We start from the raw sequence: 25,254 nt of genomic DNA, 5'->3' as shown, positions 1-25,254 counted from the left end.
ATGAAACAAGTGGTGGAGCAGCTGCAGGCACGCATACTGAACGCAGCACCCGGGCCGGCATTGGCTCAGGCGCAAATTTATGGTGCGCTGCTCTGGGCCGTGGACTTGAACATCTATGAGGCAGCGTCACTGGAGCGCCACCTGACCGCCCAGTGCGCCAGCCTGATCACGCTGCCGGCTGTCAGCAGCGTATCGCGGGGCTGCCTGCATGTGGTCAGCGAGCCCTACCTGCAAGGCGGGCACACCCGGCTGATGGAGCGCCTGGCGCACATGCACGAGGGGCCCGTGGACCTGTTGGTTACACGCAGCGCCAAACCTCAGGTGCTCGAACGGCTGGCCGGCTTTTTTGCCCATATCGAACAGGCGCGTGGCGATGACCCGTGTGCCCGTCTGCAATCCATCGTCGACACCCTTGCCCAATACGACAAGGTGGTGCTGCACATCCACCCTGACGACATCATCACCACTGTGGCGTGTGGCCTGCTGAAACTGCAGCGTGGCGCTGCGGTGACGGTGTATTTCGTCAACCACGCAGACCACGTCTTCAGCTTCGGCGCTTCGGTGGCCGATGTGTATTTCGAGATCAGCGCCTACGGCCACCATCTGGACAAGAAAAAGCACCTCACCTGCCAGAAGAGCTTCCTGGCGATCCCGATCGAGACCAGCGGCGCAAAAGTACCGGATGCAATGCCCACGCATGAGCGGATCAAGGTGTTCAGCGCAGCTTCTGCTGCCAAGTACAAGCCCCATGGTGGCCTGGACATGCGCCCTTCGATTACGGCTATTCTCGACAGGTTTCCGAACGCCGAATGCTGGATCATTGGTGCCAACCCGCTGACCAACACCTGGTGGTGGACAGTGAAACTGCGTTATCCCACGCGCTTTTTCATCCGCCGGCACCTGCCGTACAAGGACTACCTGGCTTTCGCCGAAAAAGCTGACTTCTACCTGGACAGCTACCCTATACCCGGCGGCACGGCGTTCGCCGAGCAATTGCTCAAGGGCCGGCGTTGTGTTGGGCTGGTTGCGCCGATCCAGGGCTATTCTCCCGCCGACAGCCTGAAGGTGGCCAGCGTCGATCAGTTGCTGGCCAGTATCGAGCAGCCGCAGCCCAGTGCATCGGTGGTCGAAGCCGTGCAGCAGGTGAACTCGGTAGAAGCGGTGAAGGCGCGGTACCTGGCCTGCATCGAACGGGGTGAATACAGCGAAAACCAGCTGGCGACCATGCTGCCGTGGTCGGGCAACCTCGATTTCATGAAACCGACAGGTAAGGTGACTAGCATGGTCCCTGCGGATGTCTTCGACGCCCTGTGCCGTACGGACACAAACCTGGCGTTGCGAGCGCTGCTTTCCTACGCCTGGGTGCCGCGCATCAAGATTTTGATCAAGGTCACGCTGTTGCGGCTGGCCAGGTTTGCCAGAGCGCGAGGGTGAGTGTGATCAAGATCTTTATCGGCGTGCTGTTCTGCCTGCTTTTCTTGAGCGATTACATCGTGCTGACATTGGGGCTGGGCAGCGTCTTTGCCGGCTGGCGCGAAATGATCAGCCTGTTGCTGGTCATGTGGCTGCTGCTGCGTGCCTTGGCCAGCATCACGGCGCGCGGTACGGTCAACCTCGAGGTGGGGCGGTCGTTGCTGATCGTCTTGTTCTTCGCCTTCCTGTACCTGCTGTTCGGCGACTTGAGCGCAGGTTCGGTACGTATGTTCCGGGCATTGGCAGTGCCAGTGTTCGTCGGTATGGCAGTGGCCATCTGGGCGCAGGCGGTGTCGACCGAGAAAAAGCTGCGCCATGTGTACTGGTCGGTGCTGGCCATGAGCGTGCTGACCGGCATGTATGCGTTGTACCAGTACCTGACGATCTCTACGGCCGAGCAGTTCTGGTACTGGCCGTTGCTTTCCGCCAAAGGCTACGAGTTGCAGCCCTACAACTCGATGCGTGATGGATTGCCGCGGATTTCCGGCTTTTTCACCGGCACCCTGGAGTTTTCCGCAGTCATTCTCAACACCGCCGCCATGACGCTCGCCGTGCTGCTCAGCGGGCGAAACTGGTCGCTTACCCGGCGCCTGTTGCTGGGCACTGCGTTTGTGCTGCTGTGTGGGTTGATTGTGATCGGTTCGGTGCGCACGGCCATGATCGGCCTGGTGTGCATTTGCGCGATGTTGGTGGTAGCCCGTGTGCTGCGTACGGCCTGGCTGATTTCGCTGGTGGGCTACCTGCAGTTCGTTGGCCTGACCGTTGCCATCTTCGCCTACCTGTCGATGGGCTACACCCAGGATTTGTCCGCGTTGGACCGTGAACGCCAGTGGCTTCACATGTACCAGGTGCTGAACGCGCACCCCATGGGCTACGGCTTCGGCTCGGTGGGCCCGGGCCAGCCCTACTGGTTCGATTCGTTCTGGCTCAACCTGTTGGCCACCTGCGGATGGGTCGGGGCGTTGATCATGGCCGGGTTGATTCTTTGGTATCACAAGCTGGTGGTGATCATCGTCCGGGACAGGCCACATGCGAGTGCGTGGAAAAACGGTTTGGGCAACTTCGTGATTGCCAGTTACCCGTTCTTCCTGAGCTCGTTCTTTTTCCAGTCCTATACGAACAGCGTGGTCCTTTACATTTTCGCGATCGTGGTGATGGTGATCATTGGTGAAAACAGAAGAACAAAAGTTGAGCTTGGCAGTACTGATCGTTCTGTATCGGAAAACTAGTCAGGACTCGATTGCCCTGCAGTCGCTGCTCGCACAACAGGCATTGCTGCATGATGAGGGTATCGACTTGCAACTGTACGTCTGGAACAACTCGCCCGGCGTGGCGCAGCCGTGCCCGGGCGTACGCTGGTTCGAGGCGGACAACCAGCGGCTTTCGGTGATCTACAACCAGGTGGCCAAGGAGGCATTCGCCTCCGGGGTCGAGCTGTTCATGATCTCGGATGACGACACCAACTACTCGACCATACGCCTGTCCAGTTGCCTGGCGCAGATTGGCCAGGTGCGCAGCGCAGCGGAGGGCGAGCAGGTGGGGGTGTTCATGCCCCGGCTGGTCAGCCATGGGCAATTGGTCAGCCCCGGCCAGCGCTGGTTGTTCATGGGCCGCCTTACGCCCGATGTGGCCCCCGGCCTTGTGGCGTCGAAAAACCTGCTGGGCATCAACAGCGGGCTGATCTTCACCCGCGAGTGCTTTCAGCGCATGAGACCGTTCTATGACGAACGGCTGCGCTTCTACGCCACCGATACCGACTTTTTCATTCGCTACGAGGGGTATTTCCCCAAAGCCTGCGTGCTGGATGTGGAAATAGACCACGACCTGTCCGAGCACAGTGCCGATACCCCAGCGCGGGCCTTGTTCCGCTTCGAGGAAATGATCCACGGCCTGCGTATCAGTTTCCATTCCCACAGCTTGCTGCAGCGCGGCCTGCTTGACCTGTACCTGGTCTATGCCGCCATCCGCAAGGCCGTGGCCTACCGCAGCCCGGGCTTTGTCAAAGCCTTGTTTACCCAGGGGAGGGCTGTGAAATGATGCATGCCTTGCTCGAAAAACTGGTGTTGCTGATCAAGAAACGCCCCATGGTCATCGACCGGCGTATCTCTTCGGGCTATCTGCTGGGGCTGATGATGAGCAAGCTGATAATGGCCTGCCGCGGGGTGATTCGCCTGCGCCGGGGGCGGCTGGCATTCATTGGCTCGGGCGTGACGCTGAAAGAAGTGGGCAAGATCGAATATGGCCCGGGGCTGGTGATCGACCAGGGCTGCTTCGTCGATGCCTTGTCCAATGACGGCATCCGCTTTGGCACAGCCGTGTCGTTGAACAAGCACATCATCATCGAATGCACCGGCAGCCTGGCCAACATCGGCAAGGGCCTGGTGATAGGTGACAACGTCGGCCTGGGCGCCGGTTGCTTCCTGGGTTGTGCCGGTGGCATCGAGATTGGCAGCGACACCATCATCGGCAACTTTGTCAGCTTCCATTCGGAAAACCACAATTTCGAAGACCCGCTGCAACCCATTCGGCTGCAGGGCGTAACCCGCCAAGGCATCAAGGTTGGCCGCAACTGCTGGATCGGCGCCAAGGTGACCGTGCTCGATGGCGCGGTGATCGAGGAGGGTTGCGTGTTTGCCGCAGGGGCGGTGGTAGCTGCGGGCGTGTACCGCAAGAACTCGATTTACGGTGGCGTGCCGGCCAAGTTCATCAAGGCGCGCGTCGCTGAAGAAGGGGTGGCATGAAAACGTTGCACTTTGTTCATCTGCTGAATGACTACAGCGGGAGCCCCCGGGTACTGAACCAGACCATCAATGCGCTGCAGCAAAGCGGTGCTGACTGCACCCTGCATGTGGGCAGCAGCGGCCACGGTGTGCTTGACGAACTGCAGGTGCGCACTTGCAAGTTCGCTTACAAACGCTTCGACAACCGCTGGGTGACCCTGCTGGCCTACGCGTGTTCGCAAGTGGCGCTGTTCTTCAGCCTGCTACACAAAGTGCGGCCGGGGCAGGTTGTGCTGGTCAATACCATGCTGCCGTTTGGCGCTGCCCTCGCTGCCCGCTTGCGTGGTGCCAAGGTGGTTTACCACGTGCATGAAACCTCCATACGGCCTGCGGTGCTCAAGGTGTTTTTGCGCCGGGTGATCGCCGGCTGCGCCAGCAAGGTGGTCTATGTGTCGAAGTACTTGCAGGTACAGGAAGGTGTAGCCGGGGTGCCGGCGGTGACTGTTTACAACGGCCTTGCCGAGGCGTTTCAGCAGCAGGCAATGGCCACGCCGTACCAGCACCTGCATGGTGGCCGTTTCAATGTACTGATGCTGGCGTCACTGAAGGGCTACAAGGGGGTGGACGAGTTTGTTGCGCTGGCCACGGCATTGGCTGGGGACCCGGCCCTGACGTTCACGCTGGTGCTCAATGCCAGCCCGGAGGAAGTGGACGTCTATTTCGCCAGCAAGGCGCTGCCGAAAAATCTCACGCTCAGCCCCGCCAGTGCCGACGTGGCGAAGTTTTACCGTGAGGCGAGCCTGGTGCTGAACCTGTCCCATGTGGACGGGTGGGTAGAAACCTTTGGCCTGACCATACTTGAGGCGATGGCTTTTGGCATTCCGACTATCGTGCCCCCGGTAGGCGGCCCGGTGGAGCTGGTCAGTGATGGGGTAGAGGGCTACCAGATCGACTCGAAAAACCATCAACAACTGGTGCGTACGGTTGCGCACCTGTCGCAGGACCCACAGCTGTGCCAGGCAATGTCCGAGCGCGCACGCATGAAAGCGAGTGAGTTTTCTACCGCCAACTTCCAGAAAAATATCGTGATGGTGTTTGATGACCTATAAGATTGCAGTAATTGGTACGGTAGGTTTGCCCGCCCAATACGGTGGTTGGGAAACGTTGACCGAACAATTGGTGCGCAACCTGCCAGGTGACTGCGAGCTCACCGTCTATTGCAGCGGACCGCATTACCCCGAGCGCCCGCAGTTTTTCGAGCGTGCCCGTCTGGTTTACCTGAACCTCAAGGCCAATGGCGTGCAAAGCATTCCGTACGACGTGCTGAGCATGCTGCACGCCTACCGCAAGCACGATCTGATGCTGATCCTGGGTGTTTCCGGCTGTATCGCCTTGCCATTCATGCGTCTGCTTACGCGTAAGCCGATCGTGGTGAACATCGACGGCTATGAGTGGAAACGCGCCAAATGGTCCAACTTCGCTCGCTGGTTCCTGAAGCTCTCTGAAGCCGTGGCCGTGCGCTTTGCCCATGCGGTCATCACCGACAACAAGGTGCTGCAGGAGTACGTGACCGCCGAATACAACAAGCCCAGCGAACTGATTGCCTATGGTGGTGATCAGGCCCGTGCGGGTGAGCCAACCGAGCAAGCGCGGCAGGCTTACCCGTTCCTGGGGGCGCCATACGCTTTCACGGTGTGTCGCATCGAACCGGAGAACAACATCCACGTCATTCTCGAGGCTTTTGCCGGGTCTGGCATGCCGTTGGCGATCATCGGGAACTGGAACCACAGCGAGTACGGCGTACAACTGCGCAAGCAATATGAAGGGGTGAGCAACATTCACCTGCTGGACCCGATCTACGATGTGGAGCAGTTAAGCCCGCTGCGCAGCAATGCCACGGTGTACCTGCATGGCCACAGCGCTGGCGGCACCAACCCGTCGCTGGTCGAAGCCATGTGGCTGGGCCTTCCGGTGGTGGCCTTCGACGTGTCGTTCAACCGCGCCACCACCGAGGACCAGGCGTTGTACTTTGCCGACAGCGCCTCGCTACGCAAGCATGTGCAGGCACTGCTGGGTGATGAGCCCGCGCGGGCGCAACTGTCGGCGCGCCTGCATGAAATTGCCAACCGCCGTTACCGCTGGTCGGTGGTCGCAGACCAGTACCGCAGCGTGTTCAGCCGCCTGCTGGGCCAGGAGGGGAGAGCTTGATGGCCGGGCAAGACAACGCCCAACGCCCAGCCGTCCTGACCACCGGCGGTAGCGGTTTTGTCGGCAAGGTGTTGCTGCAGCGGCTCGCTGAAGGTGCGCGCTGGGCACCGCGCGCGCTGGTGCGGCAATTGCCTGCCCGGCAGCTGGCAGGTGTCGACTACCGGTCGTTTAGCGAACTGACGGCGGTGGACGTGGCATCCGGGCACTTCGAGCAGGTGGATACCGTCATCCACCTGGCGTCCCGTGTGCATGTCATGCACGAAACCGCCGCCGACCCTCTGGCCGAGTTCCGCCGGGTAAACGTGGAGGGCACCCTTAGCCTTGCCCGTGCTGCGGCCCAGGCCGGTGTTCGGCGCTTCATTTTTGTCAGCTCGGTGAAGGTGAATGGCGAAACCACCGACGGCCGCCTGCCTTTCACCGCTGACGAAACCCCTGCGCCATCGGACCCCTACGGCATTTCCAAACGTGAAGCCGAAGAAGGTCTGCGCCAACTGGCGGCCCAAACCGGCCTGGAAGTGGTGATCGTGCGCCCGGTGCTGGTGTACGGCCCAGGTGTGAAAGCCAACTTCCGCAGCATGATGAACTGGCTGAGTAAAGGTGTGCCGCTGCCGTTTGGCGCCATACACAACAAGCGTAGCCTGGTGGCACTGGACAACCTGGTGGACCTGCTGGTGACCTGCATCGACCACCCGGCGGCGGCCAACCAGACCTTCCTGGCCAGCGACGGCCACGACCTGTCCACCACCGAGTTGCTGCAACGGTTGGGCAAGGCACTGGGCAAACCCGCCAGGTTGCTGCCGGTGCCCGCCGCCTGGTTGAAGGGGGCGGCAACGCTAGCCGGCAAGGGTGGCCTGGCGCAGCGGCTGTGCGGGTCGCTGCAGGTGGACAGTGGCAAAGCCCGTACGCTGCTGGGCTGGCAGCCCCCGCTGGATGTGGACCAGGCACTGCGGGCCACGGCACTCAACTTTTTGAAAGAGCAAGACAAATGATGGCATGGTGGCTTATTCCCCTGGTCGCAGGGGCATCTCTGCTTCTGACCGCAGCGCTACGGCGCTACGCACTGAACAAGCAGATCATCGACGTGCCCAATGCGCGTAGTTCGCACACTGTGCCTACCCCACGGGGTGGCGGCGTGGCCATTGTGCTGAGCTTTCTGGCCAGCTTGCCGGTGCTGGGCATGGCCGATGCCGTGCCGTTGGCGGCGCTGGTGGCGATTGGTGGTGCGGGGGCGCTGATTGCGGTCATCGGCTTCATGGACGACCACGGCCACATCGCCGCTCGCTGGCGCCTGCTCGGCCACTTCGCCGCAGCCGTGTGGATGCTGTACTGGCTGGGTGGCCTGGCGCCGCTGCAGGTGTTTGGCTTTACCCTCGACCTGCAGTGGTTCGGCTACATTCTGGCGGCGTTCTACACCGTATGGATGCTCAATCTCTATAATTTCATGGACGGCATCGATGGCATTGCCAGCATCGAAGCGGTCACCGCCTGCCTGGGCATGGTGCTGCTATCGGCCCTGGCCGGTGCGCCGCAGTTGATGGTGCTGCCACTGTTGCTGGCGGCGGCGACGCTGGGCTTTCTGTTCTGGAACTTCCCGCCCGCCAAGATCTTCATGGGCGACGCCGGCAGCGGCTTCCTTGGCATCGTGCTGGCGGGTTTGTCGCTGCAGGCTGCCTGGGCCTCACCTCAACTGTTCTGGTGCTGGCTGATTCTGCTGGGCGTGTTCGTGGTAGATGCCACATTTACCCTCATCCGCCGCTTGCTGCGCGGTGACAAGGTGTACGAAGCGCACCGCAGCCACGCCTACCAGTTTGCCTCTCGTCACTTTGGCAAGCACCTGCCAGTGACCTTGGCGGTGGCCGCGCTCAACCTGTTCTGGCTGCTGCCAGTGGCCTTGTGCGTGCTGTTGCTGGGCCTGGACGGTGTGTGGGGCGTTGTTATCGCCTACCTGCCATTGGCGTATTTGGCCGTGCGCTGGCGCGCCGGTGAGCTCGAACACTAGCTAAAGTGATAGGACGAAGACAGTAGACATGTCACTTTGGAAAGCCCTCAGAGGTTCTATGGATAAGCTGCGCTCAAGACTGCTTGGACTACCTCGGCGCCACAAACGGCTGATTCAGGTAGCGACTGATGTGATTCTGGTCTGGTTCGCGCTGTGGCTGGCGTTTGTCGTGCGCCTGGGTATCGACGACCTGGCCAATCCTGTTCGTGACCACACTTGGCTGTTCATCACGGCGCCGATCATCTCCATCCCGTTATTCATCCGCTTCGGCTTGTACCGGGCGGTGATGCGCTATTTCGGCAATGATGCGCTGATCGCCATCATCAAGGCCGTGACCCTGTCAGCGCTGATTCTCGGCTTCATCATTTACTGGGCCAGCAACCACCAGAACGTGGTGCCTCGCTCGATCACCTTCAACTACTGGTGGCTGAGCCTGATCATGGTCGGCGGCCTGCGCCTGGCCATGCGCCAGTACTTCCTCGGTGACTGGTTCGCCACCGCCGTGCAACATGTGCCTTTCGCCAACCGCGACGACGGGCTGCCACGGGTTGCCGTCTATGGCGCCGGTTCTGCCGGCAACCAACTGGTGGCGGCCCTGCGCATGGGCAAGGCCATGCGTCCTGTGGCGTTCATCGACGACGATGCCAGCATCACCGACCGGGTGATCGCCGGCCTGCAGGTGTACCAGCCAGAACAGCTGCAACGCATGATCGATGACACCGGCGCCGAAGAAATCCTGCTGGCGCTGCCCTCGGTCAGCCGCAGCCGCCGCCGCGAAATTCTCAACCTGCTTGAAGGCTACCCGCTGCACGTGCGCAGTGTGCCCGGCTTCATGGACCTGGCCAGCGGCCGGGTGAAGGTGGACGATATCCAGGAAGTGGACATCGCCGACCTGCTGGGCCGTGACGCGGTACCGGCACAAGATGACCTGCTGCAGCACTGCATCATCGACCAGACCGTGATGGTGACGGGGGCCGGCGGCTCGATCGGTTCCGAGCTGTGTCGCCAGATCCTGGGGCAAACACCGCGTACGCTGCTGCTGTTCGAGCACAGTGAATTCAACCTGTACACCATTGCTGGCGAACTGGAGCAACGTATCCTGCGCGAAGGCCTGGCCGTGCAACTGATCCCGATACTGGGCTCGGTCCGCGACCAGGCCAAGATGCTGGACGTGATGCGTGCCTGGCAGGTAGATACCGTGTACCACGCCGCCGCCTACAAGCACGTGCCCATCGTCGAGCACAACATTGCCGAGGGCCTGTCGAACAACGTGTTCGGCACGCTGTACACCGCCCAGGCGGCGCTGCAGGCTGGCGTGTCCAACTTCGTGCTGATTTCCACCGACAAGGCCGTGCGCCCCACCAACGTCATGGGCAGCACCAAGCGCCTGGCCGAAATGGTGCTGCAGGCCCTCAGCAACGAGCTGGCGCCGGTGCTGATGGGGGACACCGGCAATGTATCGCAGGTGAACAAAACCCGTTTCACCATGGTGCGCTTCGGCAATGTGCTGGGTTCGTCGGGCTCGGTCATCCCGTTGTTTCACAAACAGATCAAGAACGGTGGGCCACTGACCGTGACCCACCCGAAAATCACCCGCTACTTCATGACAATCCCCGAGGCTGCGCAGTTGGTGATCCAGGCCGGCTCCATGGGGCAGGGCGGCGATGTGTTCGTGCTGGACATGGGCGAGCCGGTGAAAATTGTGGAACTGGCCGAAAAAATGATTCACCTGTCGGGCTTCAGCATCCGCTCCGAGCGAAACCCGCTGGGCGATATCGCCATCAACTTTACCGGCCTGCGCCCAGGCGAAAAACTGTACGAAGAATTGTTGATTGGCGACAACGTGATTGCCACACGCCACCCCATGATCATGAGCGCCAACGAAGACTACCTGCCCTGGGATGTGCTGAAGCAACGCCTGGATGCATTGAAAACCGCAACTTCGACGGATGACTTTGCCACTGTGCGCCAGTTGCTGCGCGACACCGTGAGCGGCTACGTGCCCGGCGGGGAAATTGTGGACTGGCTGTACCAGCGCCGGCGGCTGGAGCCCTGAACGCTGTACTGACAAATAGAACAGGCGTTGCCGGCACAGGAGCGCCCACATGAACTTCAAACGCTGTGAAGTTTGAAAGCAGGAATTGGGAAGAACTGAACAATGACTATTCTGGTAACGGGTGGTGCGGGTTTCATTGGTGCGAATTTCGTGCTGGACTGGCTGGCCGGTAGCGACGAGCCCGTGGTCAACCTCGACAAGCTCACCTATGCAGGCAACCTGCAAACCCTCAGCAGCCTGCAGGGCGACAAGCGCCACATCTTCGTGCATGGCGATATCGGCGACTCCGAACTGGTAACCCGCTTGCTGAAGGAGCACCAGCCGCGCGCGATCGTCAACTTCGCCGCCGAGTCCCACGTCGACCGCTCGATCCATGGGCCCGAAGACTTCATCGAAACCAACATCGTCGGCACCTTCCGCCTGCTGGAAGCCGTACGTGCCTACTGGGGCGGCCTGGATGAACAGTCGCGCAAGGCGTTCCGTTTCCTCCATGTCTCCACCGACGAGGTGTACGGCTCGCTGGCTGCCGACGAACCGGCCTTCACCGAAACCCACCAGTACCAGCCCAACAGCCCGTACTCGGCCAGCAAAGCCGCCAGTGACCACTTGGTGCGTTCCTACCACCACACCTACGGCCTGCCGGTGCTGACCACCAACTGCTCGAACAACTACGGCCCGTATCACTTCCCGGAAAAGCTCATCCCGCTGATGATCGTCAACGCCCTGGCCGGCAAGCCACTGCCGGTGTACGGTGACGGCCAGCAAATTCGCGACTGGCTGTATGTAAAAGACCACTGCAGCGCCATCCGCCGTGTGCTGGAAGCCGGCACCACCGGTGAGGTGTACAACGTAGGCGGCTGGAACGAAAAGCCCAACCTGGAAATCGTCAACCGCGTGTGCGCCTTGCTGGACGAACTGCGCCCGCGCGCCGACGGCAAGCCTTACGCCGAACAGATCACCTACGTGACCGATCGCCCCGGGCATGACCGCCGTTATGCCATCGACGCCCGCAAGCTGGAACGCGAACTGGGCTGGAAACCCGCTGAAACCTTCGAAACCGGTATTCGCAAAACCGTTGCTTGGTACCTCGACAACCAGGAATGGGTGCAGAACGTACAGTCTGGCAGCTACCGCGAGTGGGTTGAAAAGAACTACGCAGGACGCTCGGCATGAAAATTCTGCTACTGGGCAAGGACGGCCAGGTAGGTTGGGAGCTGCAACGCAGCCTGGCCCCGCTGGGCCAGGTGCTGGCGCTGAACAGCCGCAGCCAGTCGCACTGCGGCGACCTGGCCAACCTGCCAGGCTTGGCCGAAACGGTACGCGCCTATGCCCCCGATGTGATCGTTAACGCCGCTGCCTACACCGCCGTCGACAAGGCAGAAAGCGAGCGCGAGCTGGCCTTCAAGGTAAACGCCGAGGCCGTGGGTGTGCTCGCCCGTGCTGCCGCCGACTGCGGCGCACTGCTGGTGCATTACTCCACCGACTACGTATTCCCGGGGCAGGGCGCCCAAGCCTGGCGCGAAGACGACAGTGTCGGCCCGCTGAATACCTACGGCGCAAGCAAGCTGGCGGGCGAGCAAGCCATCCAGGCTGCCGCCTGCCAGCACCTGATCTTCCGTACCTGCTGGGTGTATGCCGCCCGCGGCAACAACTTTGCCAAGACCATGCTACGCCTGGCTGCCGAACGCGACAGCCTGGGTGTGATCGACGATCAGTTCGGCGCCCCGACTGGCGCCGAACTGATCGCCGACATTACCGCACACGCCATCACCGCCACCCGAGCCAATCCGTCTTTGGCTGGCCTGTATCACCTGGCGGCCGGTGGCGAGACCACCTGGTGCGGCTACGCCCGCTACGTGCTGGAACAGTCAGCAGCCCAAGGCGTGGCATTGAAAGCCCACGCCGAACAGGTCAACCCGTTGACCACGGATGCCTATCCGACCCCGGCCAAGCGACCGGCTAACTCGCGTCTCGATACCAACAAACTGCAGAAGGCTTTTGCCCTGACTCTGCCAGACTGGCGCCAGGGAGTGGCCCGCATGCTCAAGGAAATTCACGAGAAATGACCACTATGAAGCGTAAAGGCATCATTCTGGCGGGCGGGTCGGGTACCCGCCTGCACCCAGCGACCCTGGCAATTTCCAAGCAGCTGTTGCCGGTGTACGACAAACCGATGATCTACTACCCGCTGACCACATTGATGCTGGCGGGCATCCAGGACATCCTGATCATCTCCACCCCGCAAGACACCCCCCGCTTCGAGCAACTGCTGGGCGACGGCCATCAGTGGGGCATCAACATCACTTACGCCGTGCAGGCCTCGCCAGACGGTTTGGCACAAGCCTTCCTGATTGGTGAAGACTTCATCGGCAACGACCTGTCGGCGCTGGTGCTGGGCGACAACATCTATTACGGCCACGACTTCCAGCAGTTGCTGCGCAATGCCATGGGCCGCGACGAAGGCGCCAGCGTATTTGCCTACCATGTGCATGACCCCGAGCGTTATGGCGTGGTTGAGTTCGATGACAAGGGCAAGGCAATCAGCCTGGAAGAAAAACCTGCCAAGCCGAAGTCCAGCTATGCCGTGACCGGGTTGTATTTCTACGACAAGGACGTGGTCGAGATTGCCAAAGGCATCAAGCCGTCTGCGCGGGGTGAACTGGAGATTACCGATCTGAACCGGGTGTACCTGGAGCAGAACCGGCTGTCGGTGGAGATCATGGGGCGCGGGTATGCCTGGCTGGATACCGGGACGCACGATTCGTTGCTGGAGGCTAGCGGGTACATCGCCACGATTGAGCGGCGGCAGGGGCTGAAGGTGGCTTGCCCGGAAGAGGTGGCGTACAGGCAGGGGTGGATTGGGGCAGAGCAGCTGTTGAAGCTGGCTGAGCCGTTGGCCAAGAATGGGTATGGGCAGTATTTGAAGCGGTTGGTGGGGGATAGGGTTTATTGAATCAGGCCTTTAACGCTAATTTATGCGGCTATCTGAAGTTGACGATGAAATAGGAGTTGCATGCGCGCCTTCATCGTCTGCTCATTGTCGGATCTGGAATTTATTGGCTGCTGCAGGAGAGGTGCGCCCGTATGGCCTGGTAATCAGGCTATTGTCCGGGGTTTTAAGAGTAAGCACCTGTGTATTCAGTTTTTCCGATGTCCCAAGTCGCCCATCGTCGTTTGCTGGGCGACTTATTTCCAGTATCCTTAAAGTTCTGCAGTGACTAGCACTTGAATGTCGCCGATGCAATTGCTAATCATCTAAAGATTTAGGGGGCTTACGATGCATTGGGATGAAAACTTTTCACCTGAAGAATCCTGGTAGAAGGCTATTACGGTTAGCTCTCCAAGCGTGTCAGGAATAGGGAAGCAAGCATTCGGTAACGCGTCGTACCAACGGACGTCATGTCGATCCCCGTCGATGAGCAAATAGAACGCGAATTCGCCCCCCTCATGTATGCTTCCATCCATTACCAATGAGCACTGCGCAAAAATTCCATGCTCGGATTTGTATGCGGCGACAGTGATGGTTGCACCTTCAGAGATAAGGAGCGATTTCTCCTGCGTAGGGTCTCCACGCGACAGGCCCTTCGCGCTGTTCTCAGATGTTATCAAGTTTAATTGTGCGAGCGCTTCTTTGTAATATTGCTCGCAATAGTGAAAGGGAGACACGCCCCAGTGGTGATGCTCGTCTGATGTTAATAGCTGTGGTGGGAAATATAGAAACTGATGCTTGCCGAGCTTTTTTTCCAGCGCTTTGTACATCCATTCCAGCTCTTGGTTGGCCTTCTCAATGGTTGCTAACGGCACTGGGAAACTAGTGTTGCTTGCGTTTTCGAAGCGTGAGGCCCAATAGACTTTGTTGATGATTAAGCAGTCGAGTTTTTTGTGCTGCTCTAGGACTGCAAGGAATTTGTGCATTCCTTGAATCCACAGGTCTCGGCGCTCAGGTGTGCCGGGTTTGATTAGTTGGAAGCCTTTGACATTGCTGTCATTCAATAGACCACTTTCAGCCAGTTCATTGGAGTTTGTAATGATGTGGCCGGAGGGTAGGATTGCAAGGTCAAATCGTTCATCGATTAGATCGATTAGTATTATGTCGGCATCCTGGAATGCTTTAGGCTGCGTGAGAATTTGTTTCGAAAAATCATATGCGACCATACGTCGCCTGAATGCAGAAGGTATGCGCTCAAGTGCCTCTTCATTTTCGTATGAAGAGCTGCATAGCGAGGCCATTGAAGATCTTGCAAAGTAATCCGTTAACTTAAATGCTTGGCTTTCTTCTAGGTTAAATATGTCTCTAGATACGCAGCTGCCGTAAATAGTTAAGTTTTTGGTCACTGTATTCTTCAGCCTTTTTGTTCATGCTTCACATAAATGGGTGTGGGTCCTGTTCCATCAGGCCTTTCAGTTCGCTCCGTGCCCAATATGGAGGACAGCTTGGCAGTAACCAAAATGTCACGCAGCGGTAGCGGAATCTCATTATCCATAGATCGCTTAGGAATGCAACGCAGGCCCTGCGACCACTTGACCATTTTGCTGCAGGGGCAAAAGAAATAAAAATATAGGATCCAATTGATGTGGGGCTGAAAATTGCTTGAAAAATTGGTATCGAATATGCGGTTCGCGTGATGCAGATTGCGATCACCGTCAGTAGGAAGCAGGGGGAGGTAAAAATACGTGAGGTCTATCACATTGATAGCTATTTTGTGGTGTAGGGACTGCTCAAAGAAAAATAGAAGAAAATAAGGTGAGGGCAGTGTGTTCAGTATTTTAATCGGTTGAATGGAGGTGTGCTCACTGGAAGATTACGAGGCGTTTCTGCCGTGCAGCTTTAGGTCGCAATTACATAGCTGATGATGTTGAGTCAGGAGGTTTTTATAGAGCATTTACGATCCATCTATGAATCCTTGGGCAACCGTCGGTCTGTGAAAGACCGACGGTTTGATAGGTGCGAGTTCTGCTTGCAGTGATGAAGTAGAGGAATGAGTACCAAAAGCAGTCATAGGCTTCTGTACTGTCATGCCAGGGAAGCCTCTATGCTATCTTATTGGCTAGTGTTCTGGCCTACATGGTGAGTCGCCGGGGTAAGTGCTGCAATGGGTAGAGGGACCTGGCCAGATTTCACTACGGCTTTGCCGATCAACTCTGAGCCAACCAGAAACGCAGGCCAATGTACCTAGCCACTGGGTTGCCGAAGAGCTTGGAAAGCGGACTGGATTGGTTGGTACCGGCTAGGATCAGCAGGGCCGCACCAACCGACGGAATTACTGAGTGAATCCCCGGAAACCCGTTTTTCTCATCAAGCAGTACGAGCGCACCGGCAACTAGGATGAAACCAACAAGGCCCGCAGCATCTGCCGCTTTCGAAGAAATCTGGCGGGAGTCCTGCCATAGGAAAAGTAAGGCGCCTACCAGCAGCTCACCAGCCCGGGAAGGTAACATATAGTAGGCGAAAGATTGATCGCGGACCAGGAAATACTCACTCACCCCGAACGAGGCGATAGCAAGAGTGACGCTGGTCGCTACAAGCAGGCGCTTACCGCCGATCTTCATGGCGATGATCATCAGCGCCGGCCAGATCATGTAGAACTGTTCTTCTACGCCCAGCGACCACATGTGAAGTAGTGGTACTGTATCCGAAGAGGCAGCGAAGTAGCCGGTATCAAGGAACAACCAGAAGTAGATGTTGGCGGCGGAAAGTGTGGCGCCAATTGCGGACTCCGACAGAGCCTTGACGAATGTTGGCAGCATCATGAACGAGCCAACGAGCAGGGTGACAATAATCACGAATGCCGCAGCTGAAAGAATCCGGCGGCCGTAGAAATCACCGAACGAGAAGCCTTTCCCTTGTCCGTAGATGATCCCGGTGATGAGATAGCCCGAGATCACGAAGAAAACGTCTACACCGACGAACCCACCCGGGAGCCATTGCTTATTGAAATGGAATAAAGTCACAGCCAAAACGCCTAATGCCTTGAGTCCGTCTATGTCGGGGCGGTACGTCAAGTGGTTACCTTACATTTCTAATTTCCCTGTTCTGAGGCTGCGTGGATAAACTCCGGAGCATGCCGTTTCGACTACATGCGTGAGCTTTAAAACGGATTAGATACACTACTTTGGAAGCTAACACATCGGTGAGGCTGTACCAAAGTAGTGTTCCTGTTAATTCGTTGCTAGTTTTGGTTGGGTGATATTTGAAAGTGACGCGGGAACTCTGCCAGTTTCAACTGCAATACTCCCGAGCTTCTCAGACCCTTCTCGGCTGAGGTGCCCGCCATCGTAATAGAGCTGGGTTTTTCCAGCGAAGGCCGAGCATGTTGTTCCGTTGCAGATGAGGTCGCGAACGCCAAAGTAAGAGAAGTTGGCCCTAGCAGAAATTCGCTTAATAATTTCCTGATTAAGTCGATTTTCCCCAGTATCAAACACGACAGTTTTCTGCTCGCAGTTGATAAACGGAATTTTCAATGCCTTTTCAGTGCACTGCCGGTCTACTGAATTGAATGTAGGTACCTTGAGGGCGATGATTATTTTTTTGCCGCTTTGGCTCAATGTGTCTAGCATGGCGTCGAAGTCAGCCAAGAATGCCACCTTGTCGACAGCTTCGTATGCTGGCCAACTGCCGCCCACGATAACCGTGTCGTAGTTGGAGATTTGTTTAAACGCTTCCGCATTGTACGCAGGACAGCTTACTTTGTATCCTTCTTTAATATACCTTGCACTGCGCTGTCCTGGGAAAGGTGGGCAAGCATGGTGCTCAACGTTTCTAATTGCTACGCCTTCATTTTTGGCTATCGCACTTAAGTAGCCAGCGTAGTGAGCGGCGTTAGAGTCACCGATTAAAAGCACGCTTGGTGGCTTAGATGTGTCTCCTGCAATACATTTTGCCGAAGAAAAATACTCAGGCTTGTAAACGCTCTGGCAAACGTAGGGAGCAGATGAAGCTGGCGCGGAGCCTGAGCGTGTTTCTGCCAGAGAATCCTGGTAATCGCTCGGGCTGATAGGTGAAATGATGCCGTTGCTGGCATAAATTACTCCAGCAAATGAGAGGGCAAGGGCTGCTGATGCTGGGGTGGCCATGGTGAACTTCCAGCCTTTGTTGGCACGGAACGGCACCTCAATCAAGAAATAGCTGAACAGCGTCATTGCCACCATTACCGAGAGGCAGATCAGATTGCCCAGCATGTCAGGCTCGCCGTAGGCATAACGGTAAAACGCCAACACCGGCCAATGCCATAGGTATAGCGAGAACGAAACTAGCCCAATAGAGACCATCGGGCGCACGGCCAAGACTTTACCTACCAGAGTTTTGCTGAAGCTGCCGGCGGCCAGCACCAAGGATGCGCCGACTGCAGGAACTATCGATATAAAGCCCGGGAACCCTTCAGTCTCCCGGATGTAGGCGAGCGACCATGCAAGCACTAGAGCTCCCATCAAAGCCATGAGCTGAGCAGCGCGCTGGCCTATGCGACCTTTGATCGCTTCGGTCATGAAGAAGGTCATACCACCGATCAATAGCTCACCGGCCCTAGATGGGAGCATGTAGTAGGCAAAGGTTGGATCTGCAGCAAGCTTGCTCTGACCATACGAGAAGCAGGCGGCTGCGATCACTGCCGCAACACCCACCGTCATCGCCCGGCCACCAACTTTCAGAGTAAGGAGCAGCAGGGCTGGCCAGATAAGATAAAACTGTTCCTCTACACCTAGCGACCACATGTGGAGCAAGGGAACGGTGTCGGAGGACGCTGCAAAGTAGCTCGTATCGAGGAACTTCCAGAAATAGATATTCGCAGCTGACAGCGTGGAAGCGATAGCCGACAGTGACAAGGCTTTCGCATCGTCAGGAAGCATGAAGATAGAACCGAATAGGAGGGTCACCAGCGTCACGAACAAGGCCGCTGGTAGAATGCGTCGCACCCTTCTCATGTAGAAATCAGCGAACGAGAAGCTTCCAGCAGCCGCCTGTCTGGAAACGATCCCGGTAATCAGGAACCCAGAGATCACAAAAAAGATGTCGACGCCTACGAAGCCGCCTGGAAGCCACTGCTTATTGAAGTGAAAAATGGTAACGGCCAGAACGGCCAGAGCCCTGAGCCCGTCTATGTCGGGCCGGTAGGCGAGTGCTTTGTTACTCATGAAATCCCTTTCTGAGGGCTAGGCCCTGGTAAAGAGTGAAGGAAGATGCGAATTCTACAGATGATGCCGGTATGCTGTCAGGGGCGGTGAGCGGAATGTGCGGAAAAAGCGCTCCCCCATCGTCACGAGCAACCAGCATGGATGTGACCATTCGATGCAGTCCAAGGCTATCAGTCAATGCCGATAGGAACAGAAAGGCTCAAAATAGGCCCATGGTAGGTCTCGCTGGTCTGGTTACGTAGCTGCTGCGCTCGCCGCCGCAACCGCTCTCATGCCAAACGCAAGATGTTCATGGTTTGCACATAACTATGAAATCGGGCTCTCGGTGGAGCTCAAAGATGTTAGGTAAGGGCGAGCTTGGTGCTATAATCAGGTGCATGCTTATTTGCTATTAAGTCTTTGTGCAGTTGAATGATGAGCAGAACTCTGCGGTTTGGTAGGTTGTTGATGTTGCGAATTGGCTAGGTGATGTAGTTTTCAAGTATAAATCCTATAAGGTTGTTAGTAGTGGTCAAGAATTTATTAATTTATGGTAGCTGTGTTTCAAGAGATATTTTCAATCTGGAAGAGAGTTCCGGTTTCACGATTTCAGATTATTTCGCTCGATCTTCGATGGCTTCATTGTGTAGTGCACCTTACAAGAATACAGAGGCACTAGAGCGTATCCAGTCAGCTTTCCGTCGAAGGATGGTCGCCAACGACTTTTCTAAAGACTTGCTGGCTGCGGTTGATAAGCTAGAGTCGGCAGATTTGATTCTTATCGATTTGATTGACGAGAGATTTGATCTGGTAGCATTGCCTACAGGTGAATTGATTACTCATTCAAATGAGCTTGCTGAAAGCGGCTTGCTAGCTGAAGAGAGTATTGAAGGGTATAAGATTATACCACAAGGTACTTTTGAGCGCCGTGAGCTGTGGCTGCAAGGAATGCATAAGTTTTTCGATTTATTGAAGGAGCTAAACAAGCTTGACGCTGTGCTGGTCAATAAAGTGTATTGGTCCTCGAGCTTTGAGTTGGAGACTCAGTCTGTTTTTCCTGTGGGTCGTACGGAAATCGACAAGGCTAACGAAGATCTCGAGTGGATGTATGACGCCATGGAAAGGGTGCTTGATAGTCGCCAGTTTTTGAATTTTGATAATGCCCTTTTGACCGCTGATGAATTCCATCGTTGGGGTGTATCGCCATTTCACTATTGCGAAATGTATTACCGTGAAGCGCTGGCTCAGATTGTAAAGAAATCTGAGAAAAATAGTGCTGTGATATCCCACGGTGTGGAACCTGCGCCGATACAGCCTCCTCCGGTTTCTTCTGGTGTGGAGCTCAATGTGGCTGCACACATTGTTGATGATGAAATCTATGCGCACTGCTCTTTGAGTCTGAATGATCAGGCGTGTGAGGGCGGTAATTTTGCATTTTATCTCTTGGTTGATGGTGTTCGTCATGCCACGCGATGGTATGAAAAATCACCGAGAGCTCGCTTTGCTATCCCTGATCATCTTGGACGATTAGAAGTTGCCGCGTTTTATAAGGATGAATTTGATGAGAAGCTATGTTCTAAAGAGGGTATAACGTTGGCCTCTGCTACTTGAAAGGTGCTGCAATTTACTCACGGCATTTAATTATTACTCTTGATAGTGGTCAATGCCAAGTCATCGCAGCAATGTATCCGATGGCTTTGCACTGGCTTAAGTCTGGGGGGCTCTAATAAAAGATGCTTGATAAATTTCAGAAGCATAGTCAATTAGAAAGTGTAGGGCGCAGCGTTTACTGCGAAGTTGGTAATGGCCAGAAGCTCAATAAGTAATCGGTGGCCACATCCTCATTTGCTCAGGAAGCCGCTCAAGCAAAAGAGGATGCTGCATAGGGCATTTGGCTATGTGGCGATGAGTTACATTATTTGTTTGTCGAGGTTTTGTGTGTGTTTTAAAATATCTGGAATAAGGTTCAGCGCCGCCTGGTAATCTCTTCGGTTGATATGTCTTTCAAAGGAAAACATATAAGAGGCAAGTATGGTGCCGTCACTGCTTAGGTTCTGTGCGTCAGTTCTGATGCCTTGAACTTCTTGGGTGCACTCAAGAAGTTTCGAATGTGCGGTAAGAGGCCAATACGTACCTGCGGGCTCTAAAAGCCAGTTGCCCCAATGGATAACTGATAACTCTCCGGTTTCTTTCTTAAGCAAAGAGTCAGTGTTGAGATCAAGGACAATGAGTTGCCTGGGAAGTTTGCTTAAATGTAGTTTTATACTGCCAAGACTGCCTGCCAGTTGCTCTATATTTTTTTGGTCCTCTGCGGTAACTGCGTAGAGCTTTAGGCTTTCCAGCATCTCGCTGTTTAGGCGAGATTCTAAATAGCTTTTGGAACGCTCGTATTTATTGAGAAGCGACTTGGGTGGCGTTAGCTTCATTAAATCCCCGAGAAGCGTCAAGGTTCCTTGATTGTACTCCCTGCCAGTCATTTTACATTCTTTTGACCACTCAAAAATATGATAAGTCACATTCTGTAACTTCCCAACCTCTTTGAGTGGCGGGCAGGGCAAGTCTTTAAATTGAGCGATTAGTGCGCTCTCTTGAGCGGCGGGATAAGTTCGACTCTCGTCAAATAGTTTAATAATGTAAGTTTTAAGTGTGTTCTCGGAGTAGCAATCAACTTCGTAGCAGTATATATCGGAGTGGCCTAACTGAAAGTTTTTAACGCCTTCGACAGTGAAGGCAGTTTTGAAAAGAGGGGATAAGACCTGCGGAATCCAGCGCTCGCGCTGCTCGGGCGAGAAAAGAGCGTGAATTTCGTCACTCTTCTGAGTGTTTTCCAGTAAGAGTGGCTGATTGTGGAAGAATAGTGCACTGACTCGCGAGTGTTGCGATCTTAATAATATCAGTTTAGTAGAGAAGCCCACGAGTCGCTGCAGGGCTTGCCTGGTAAGTAGTAGCGATATTATTGCCATGAATGCTGAAGGTGGGTGGAAATAAAGAAAGTCTCCGATTATTCCGAAGAATACGACTAAAAAGACAAAGCCGGATATTGAGTTAAGTATTGCTTGGTGGTGGGTTGTTAGTGCGGTTCGTGCTTTCGATGAAATGTTGTATGCTAGGCAGGTAAATGTATAAAAGACTATGATGCTTGTCGCGACCAAGAAGAAAATTAGTGGGTAAATTGTGCATAGAATCGCGACTGATATTAAAAAGAATAGTAGTTCTGAAAGTCCGCGCGTGAACTTTGAATATGCGTTGACTGCAATGAAGTCTTGGTTGTCGAAAAGAACAATTTTCTTTGTTCTGATTATAAGTAAGCGTGCGCCGGCTGCAGTGATTTTTGTAGCAACTAATTCGAATGTAAGGTGTGCTGCAAATGCAACTAGGGAGCTTAAACTCAACCAGATTACAACGGTGTCCTGAGGGTAAGCTTTCATGGATTCAGGAAAGTAACTCGGGATGCCGCCAGAGCTGAGCACGATAATTGCTTTTAAAGGAAGGAAGAAGGCTAAAAGCAAAAGTAATTGGCTAAATATATAGATGAACTGCACTGATACGGTGTGCAAGGGCGCTTTCCTCAGGAATTTTTTGCCTAAGGAAAAAGACCAGCGTAAGCATTGGCTTAGCTCTGTATTAAGATGTGCTTTCATATGGGTTGCTTAACAGATGGCCAGTATTTCGGTGCGAGATATGTACGTCGACTTGAATGGCTCACGAAATTTTACTCTTAAGATCTCTAGTTGCCATCGATGCTTTTCCTTCTCAGAGTGTTTCACGATAAGAAAAACATTAAGTGTTTTGTGTGTGGTTCAGAAGTTCGGTCGCCATGCTTGCTACAATGTATTTTCGCGAATATTTTTTTACAAAGTCGCGTCGATCAGTTGTTTCAATGTTTAGGCTTTCCAGCGCCGTAATTGCTGACTCTATATCGCACGGGGGGAAGACGCTCATGTTTTTGATGTTGTCAGTTGCAAACTTGGCGGAGTAGCCGCTAAGTCCTCCAAGAATAGGTTTCTCGGTGGCGGCGTATTCAAATAACTTTGAAGGAATTACATTCTTCAGTGAAGGAAGATCATTGAGGTGTAAAAACAAAACGTCTGCCGTGTTGTAGTACGATAACAAGTCAGTTCGCTTCATGGGTTCAATGAGGTCTACATTTGTGACGTTATGCTGAGTTAGTGCCGTTTTGAGTTGTTTTATTGCACTGCCACTCCCGACTATTACAAACTTTGCTTTGTTTGCAAGTCTATTTGCCAATTTTGGCAGGATATGATGCAGCCCTTGTCCCGCACCTATGTTGCCTGCATATAAAATGCGGATCTGGCGTGAGGTGCGCTCTTCCATTGCGGCGGGGTTATCAATGAATAGATCATCAACGCCATTTGTGTAAACAGTAAATGGTTTATTCGGGTACTGTGATTTAAAGTAGTTGACGAACCCTGGAGAGGCTAAATTGACTGAGTGTGATTGCTTCACTGTCCAACGCTCAATGTGGCGGAAGAACCATGCCGCGGGTGCTCCGATTGGATAAGGTAGCAAATCCGGCAATATATCAGTCAGTAGGTCCCGAAAATCCAAATAAAGCGGTGCATTGACGCGTTTGGCTACCCAGGCACCTAAGGTGGCGGTCATCATGCGCGATGAGGTAGCAAAGATAAGATCATACTCATTCGAGTTGACCGCTTTCAACACACCTCGCGCATATTGGGCGAATAGGTGGGCCTGGCCAAGAATTCCACCGCAACGCGAAATAACTGGAATTCGTTTGATCGTTAGCCCTTCGCGGCTTTCAATAGAGGGAGCACTCGGGGCATAGCTATCGTATCTGCTCGGTTGGGTCGTCAGCACGGTTATCGTGATTTTTTTCTGAGAATTCTGCAAAAGTGAATTGACTAATGCTTTCGTCCTGAATGAACCAGCAGAAAGATCAGGAGGATAATAAAAACTCAGTATCAGGATGTTCACGTTCAGGCCGCTTCAAATTTGCCGGTAGAGGTGGCTTTTTTGTACATTTCTGCCAAGAGATTTTCCTGACTTTCCCAGCAGAGATCCTTTGCCGCAATCACTGAGTTTTCGGCCAGCTTTGCACGTAACTCGGGATTCTCGATGAGCCTGTTCAGGCAGTTCACTAGGTCGTCTTCGTTGCCTTCGGCAGCCAACAGTCCAATGCCATATTGATTTACTATCTTCCGGATTTCAGGGAAGTTAGTGGCTACTGATGGTACTCCTGCGATAATGTACTCAAACAGCTTGTTGGAGTCAGTGCTGAAGTGATTGAAGCAAGTGTTCTCTATCGGCTGCACAGCGATGTCGGCCGCGGCAGTATATTTTGGGAGTTCGGACAGTGCTACTGTTGGGATAAAATGAACACGGTCTTGTAAGTCTAGACTGTCACGTAAGTCGATAAGGGGCTGTGTTAAACGTCCCCCACCAATCAGTACAACATGAGCGTTTTTTAGGCGTGAAGTGCAACGCACTAATTTTTCTAAGCCTCTTCCGCTTTGAAGGCCACCTTGGTAAAGGATCACAGGGCACTCTTGTGGTATGCCTAGTGCTTGATGAAGTAAGCGGCTTTTTTGGACGGCAATATATCTGGGGCGGTTTTGAAGTACTGCAGGTCTTGCTATTTTATAGAGTCGAGCAAGGTATTTGGCTCGAGTTTCAGTTGTCGTGATAACTGCGGATGCGCGAGGAATCAATAGTTTTTCAATGTGCGCCACAATTTTTGAGAGTTTTCCGTAGCCCTCTCTGCTGGTGCTTATTTCGTGCGCATCATAAATGAGTTTGGCTTGACTGATGATTGAGGCTAGCCAGGCAGTAGGAAGGGTGTTTACATCATGGGAGTGAACAACAGTTGGCCGATAACGTATGATGTTGAGAAGCAGCATCATATGAGTCCATGCGCGACTGATTACCCTTAAAACTGAGATCTGGGGGCTATTAGAGGTTGTTCCTGCTGAAGGCGATGGTGTTTTGGAATCGAGTGGTTTCGATTTCCTCCAGCGCCACAAAGGCGACCTTTCTACCCGGCATACATCGAGGTTTTTCTGTAGGGTCTCTGTTTTCGCAGTTTTCCCTGGAGTATGTAATGCGAAGACCCTAACGGCATAATCTGAGTTGGCAAGTGTTTGTGCTTCTTTTAATACTCGTGCGTCATTGACGAATTCATTCCACACAATCATTGCAACTTTTTTCACTGCTTTACCTGCTATTCGATTATGCCCGCTAGGGTGTTCAGGGCGTTATTCTGGTAAGACTCAGGTCTCGGTCCAGTAGATTTTCATTTTTGTGGTGTTGACGTTATTGGCGCTGGATTCTGTGTAAATAGCGCCAATGGTAGAGTAACCGGTTTTCTTGTAGTGAACTTTGAATTGGCTTGGGTTGTCTTCCATTACAGTGCGCTGGAAGCCTTGGCTCTTCAACTGATTGTAGATGGCATTCTCAGCCACTTTGGCAAGCGTGTTAGCGTTGACTTCGTAGTGTTTCATCTTACCGTTCGAGGTTTCTTTCTCGTACTCTTTGGAAATCTCGCCGTTGGTATTCAGCTTTTCACCGTTCTGAAGAACGATAGAGCTGCTTTGAGCGCTTTGCGAAGCAGGTGCTTGGGTGGCTTTTTGTTCTTTTTCAGCGCCGCAACCGAAAAGTGCCAGTGACATAAGAAGTGCTGCTGCGGTTTTGATGTTGGTTTTCATAGTGGT

General features: G+C 54.5%; 20 protein-coding genes. 13 read left to right on the top strand and 7 right to left on the bottom strand.

Annotated features, from left to right (window positions below; genetic code table 11):
* The 12 genes from D906_RS15095 to rfbA all read left to right on the top strand — a co-directional run bounded on the left by D906_RS15095 (position 1) and on the right by rfbA (position 13,409).
* A complete protein-coding gene (locus tag D906_RS15095; protein ID WP_019096968.1) occupies positions 1–1,434 on the top strand; it encodes a hypothetical protein in 1,434 nt (477 codons plus the stop codon).
* 2 nt (positions 1,435–1,436) lie between these two features.
* A complete protein-coding gene (locus D906_RS15090) occupies positions 1,437–2,702 on the top strand; it encodes a hypothetical protein (protein WP_176431008.1) in 1,266 nt (421 codons plus the stop codon).
* A complete protein-coding gene (locus D906_RS15085; protein WP_027615894.1) occupies positions 2,662–3,510 on the top strand; it encodes a hypothetical protein in 849 nt (282 codons plus the stop codon). The genes D906_RS15090 and D906_RS15085 overlap by 41 nt, the downstream gene beginning before the upstream one ends.
* A complete protein-coding gene (locus D906_RS15080; protein WP_019096965.1) occupies positions 3,507–4,214 on the top strand; it encodes an acyltransferase in 708 nt (235 codons plus the stop codon). Before D906_RS15085 ends, D906_RS15080 begins: the two co-directional genes overlap by 4 nt.
* Positions 4,211–5,302, top strand: a complete 1,092-nt coding sequence (locus tag D906_RS15075) for a glycosyltransferase family 4 protein (protein ID WP_019096964.1) — start codon at positions 4,211–4,213, stop codon at positions 5,300–5,302. The genes D906_RS15080 and D906_RS15075 overlap by 4 nt, the downstream gene beginning before the upstream one ends.
* A complete protein-coding gene (locus D906_RS15070) occupies positions 5,292–6,401 on the top strand; it encodes a DUF1972 domain-containing protein (RefSeq protein ID WP_025754737.1) in 1,110 nt (369 codons plus the stop codon). Before D906_RS15075 ends, D906_RS15070 begins: the two co-directional genes overlap by 11 nt.
* Positions 6,401–7,390 carry an SDR family oxidoreductase gene (locus tag D906_RS15065; protein WP_019096962.1) on the top strand — a complete coding sequence of 330 codons (990 nt, stop codon included), beginning with the start codon at positions 6,401–6,403 and terminating at the stop codon, positions 7,388–7,390. The genes D906_RS15070 and D906_RS15065 overlap by 1 nt, the downstream gene beginning before the upstream one ends.
* Entirely contained in the window at positions 7,387–8,400 is a 1,014-nt protein-coding gene (locus tag D906_RS15060; protein WP_019096961.1) for a glycosyltransferase family 4 protein, read from the top strand. Before D906_RS15065 ends, D906_RS15060 begins: the two co-directional genes overlap by 4 nt.
* A gap of 58 nt (positions 8,401–8,458) precedes the next feature.
* Positions 8,459–10,456, top strand: a complete 1,998-nt coding sequence (locus D906_RS15055; protein WP_019096960.1) for a nucleoside-diphosphate sugar epimerase/dehydratase — start codon at positions 8,459–8,461, stop codon at positions 10,454–10,456.
* Between the two features lie 102 nt (positions 10,457–10,558).
* A complete protein-coding gene (rfbB, locus tag D906_RS15050; protein ID WP_027615893.1) occupies positions 10,559–11,629 on the top strand; it encodes a dTDP-glucose 4,6-dehydratase in 1,071 nt (356 codons plus the stop codon).
* On the top strand, positions 11,626–12,522 hold the full coding sequence (rfbD, locus tag D906_RS15045; protein ID WP_026020333.1) for a dTDP-4-dehydrorhamnose reductase: 897 nt from the start codon (positions 11,626–11,628) through the stop codon (positions 12,520–12,522). The genes rfbB and rfbD overlap by 4 nt, the downstream gene beginning before the upstream one ends.
* Positions 12,523–12,527: 5 nt before the next feature.
* Positions 12,528–13,409 (top strand): glucose-1-phosphate thymidylyltransferase RfbA, encoded by an 882-nt coding sequence (rfbA, locus tag D906_RS15040; protein WP_019096958.1) that lies wholly within the window; start codon positions 12,528–12,530, stop codon positions 13,407–13,409.
* Positions 13,410–13,711: 302 nt separating this feature from the next.
* Here the strand turns inward: rfbA and D906_RS15035 are convergent, their stop codons facing one another.
* From D906_RS15035 to D906_RS15025, 3 genes are all read right to left on the bottom strand, one after another.
* Entirely contained in the window at positions 13,712–14,791 is a 1,080-nt protein-coding gene (locus D906_RS15035; RefSeq protein ID WP_027615892.1) for a DUF6270 domain-containing protein, read from the bottom strand.
* A gap of 801 nt (positions 14,792–15,592) precedes the next feature.
* On the bottom strand, positions 15,593–16,459 hold the full coding sequence (locus tag D906_RS15030; RefSeq protein ID WP_050587754.1) for an acyltransferase: 867 nt from the start codon (positions 16,457–16,459) through the stop codon (positions 15,593–15,595).
* A 156-nt stretch (positions 16,460–16,615) separates the two neighbouring features.
* A complete protein-coding gene (locus tag D906_RS15025) occupies positions 16,616–18,586 on the bottom strand; it encodes an acyltransferase family protein (protein ID WP_027615891.1) in 1,971 nt (656 codons plus the stop codon).
* A gap of 507 nt (positions 18,587–19,093) precedes the next feature.
* Between D906_RS15025 and D906_RS15020 the strand changes: the two genes are divergently transcribed.
* Complete coding sequence (locus D906_RS15020; protein ID WP_027615890.1) at positions 19,094–20,176, top strand: DUF6270 domain-containing protein; 1,083 nt, start codon at positions 19,094–19,096, stop codon at positions 20,174–20,176.
* Positions 20,177–20,475: 299 nt separating this feature from the next.
* Here D906_RS15020 and D906_RS15015 read toward each other — a convergent pair whose 3' ends face one another.
* The 4 genes from D906_RS15015 to D906_RS15000 form a co-directional block, all read right to left on the bottom strand.
* Positions 20,476–22,206 (bottom strand): hypothetical protein, encoded by a 1,731-nt coding sequence (locus tag D906_RS15015; protein WP_143503496.1) that lies wholly within the window; start codon positions 22,204–22,206, stop codon positions 20,476–20,478.
* A 139-nt stretch (positions 22,207–22,345) separates the two neighbouring features.
* Positions 22,346–23,521 (bottom strand): glycosyltransferase family 4 protein, encoded by a 1,176-nt coding sequence (locus tag D906_RS15010; protein ID WP_027615888.1) that lies wholly within the window; start codon positions 23,519–23,521, stop codon positions 22,346–22,348.
* A 2-nt stretch (positions 23,522–23,523) separates the two neighbouring features.
* Positions 23,524–24,753 (bottom strand): glycosyltransferase, encoded by a 1,230-nt coding sequence (locus D906_RS15005; protein WP_027615887.1) that lies wholly within the window; start codon positions 24,751–24,753, stop codon positions 23,524–23,526.
* A 60-nt stretch (positions 24,754–24,813) separates the two neighbouring features.
* The gene (locus tag D906_RS15000) at positions 24,814–25,248 is read right to left on the bottom strand and encodes a hypothetical protein (protein WP_050587753.1); all 435 of its coding nucleotides are present in this window, start codon (positions 25,246–25,248) and stop codon (positions 24,814–24,816) included.
* Between the last annotated feature and the right edge of the window lie 6 nt (positions 25,249–25,254).

Source organism: Pseudomonas sp. LAIL14HWK12:I1, from assembly GCF_003202095.1.
In the GTDB taxonomy this organism is placed as follows: Bacteria; Pseudomonadota; Gammaproteobacteria; order Pseudomonadales; family Pseudomonadaceae; genus Aquipseudomonas; species Aquipseudomonas monteilii.
This window is presented reverse-complemented; position numbering and strand designations above follow the sequence as displayed.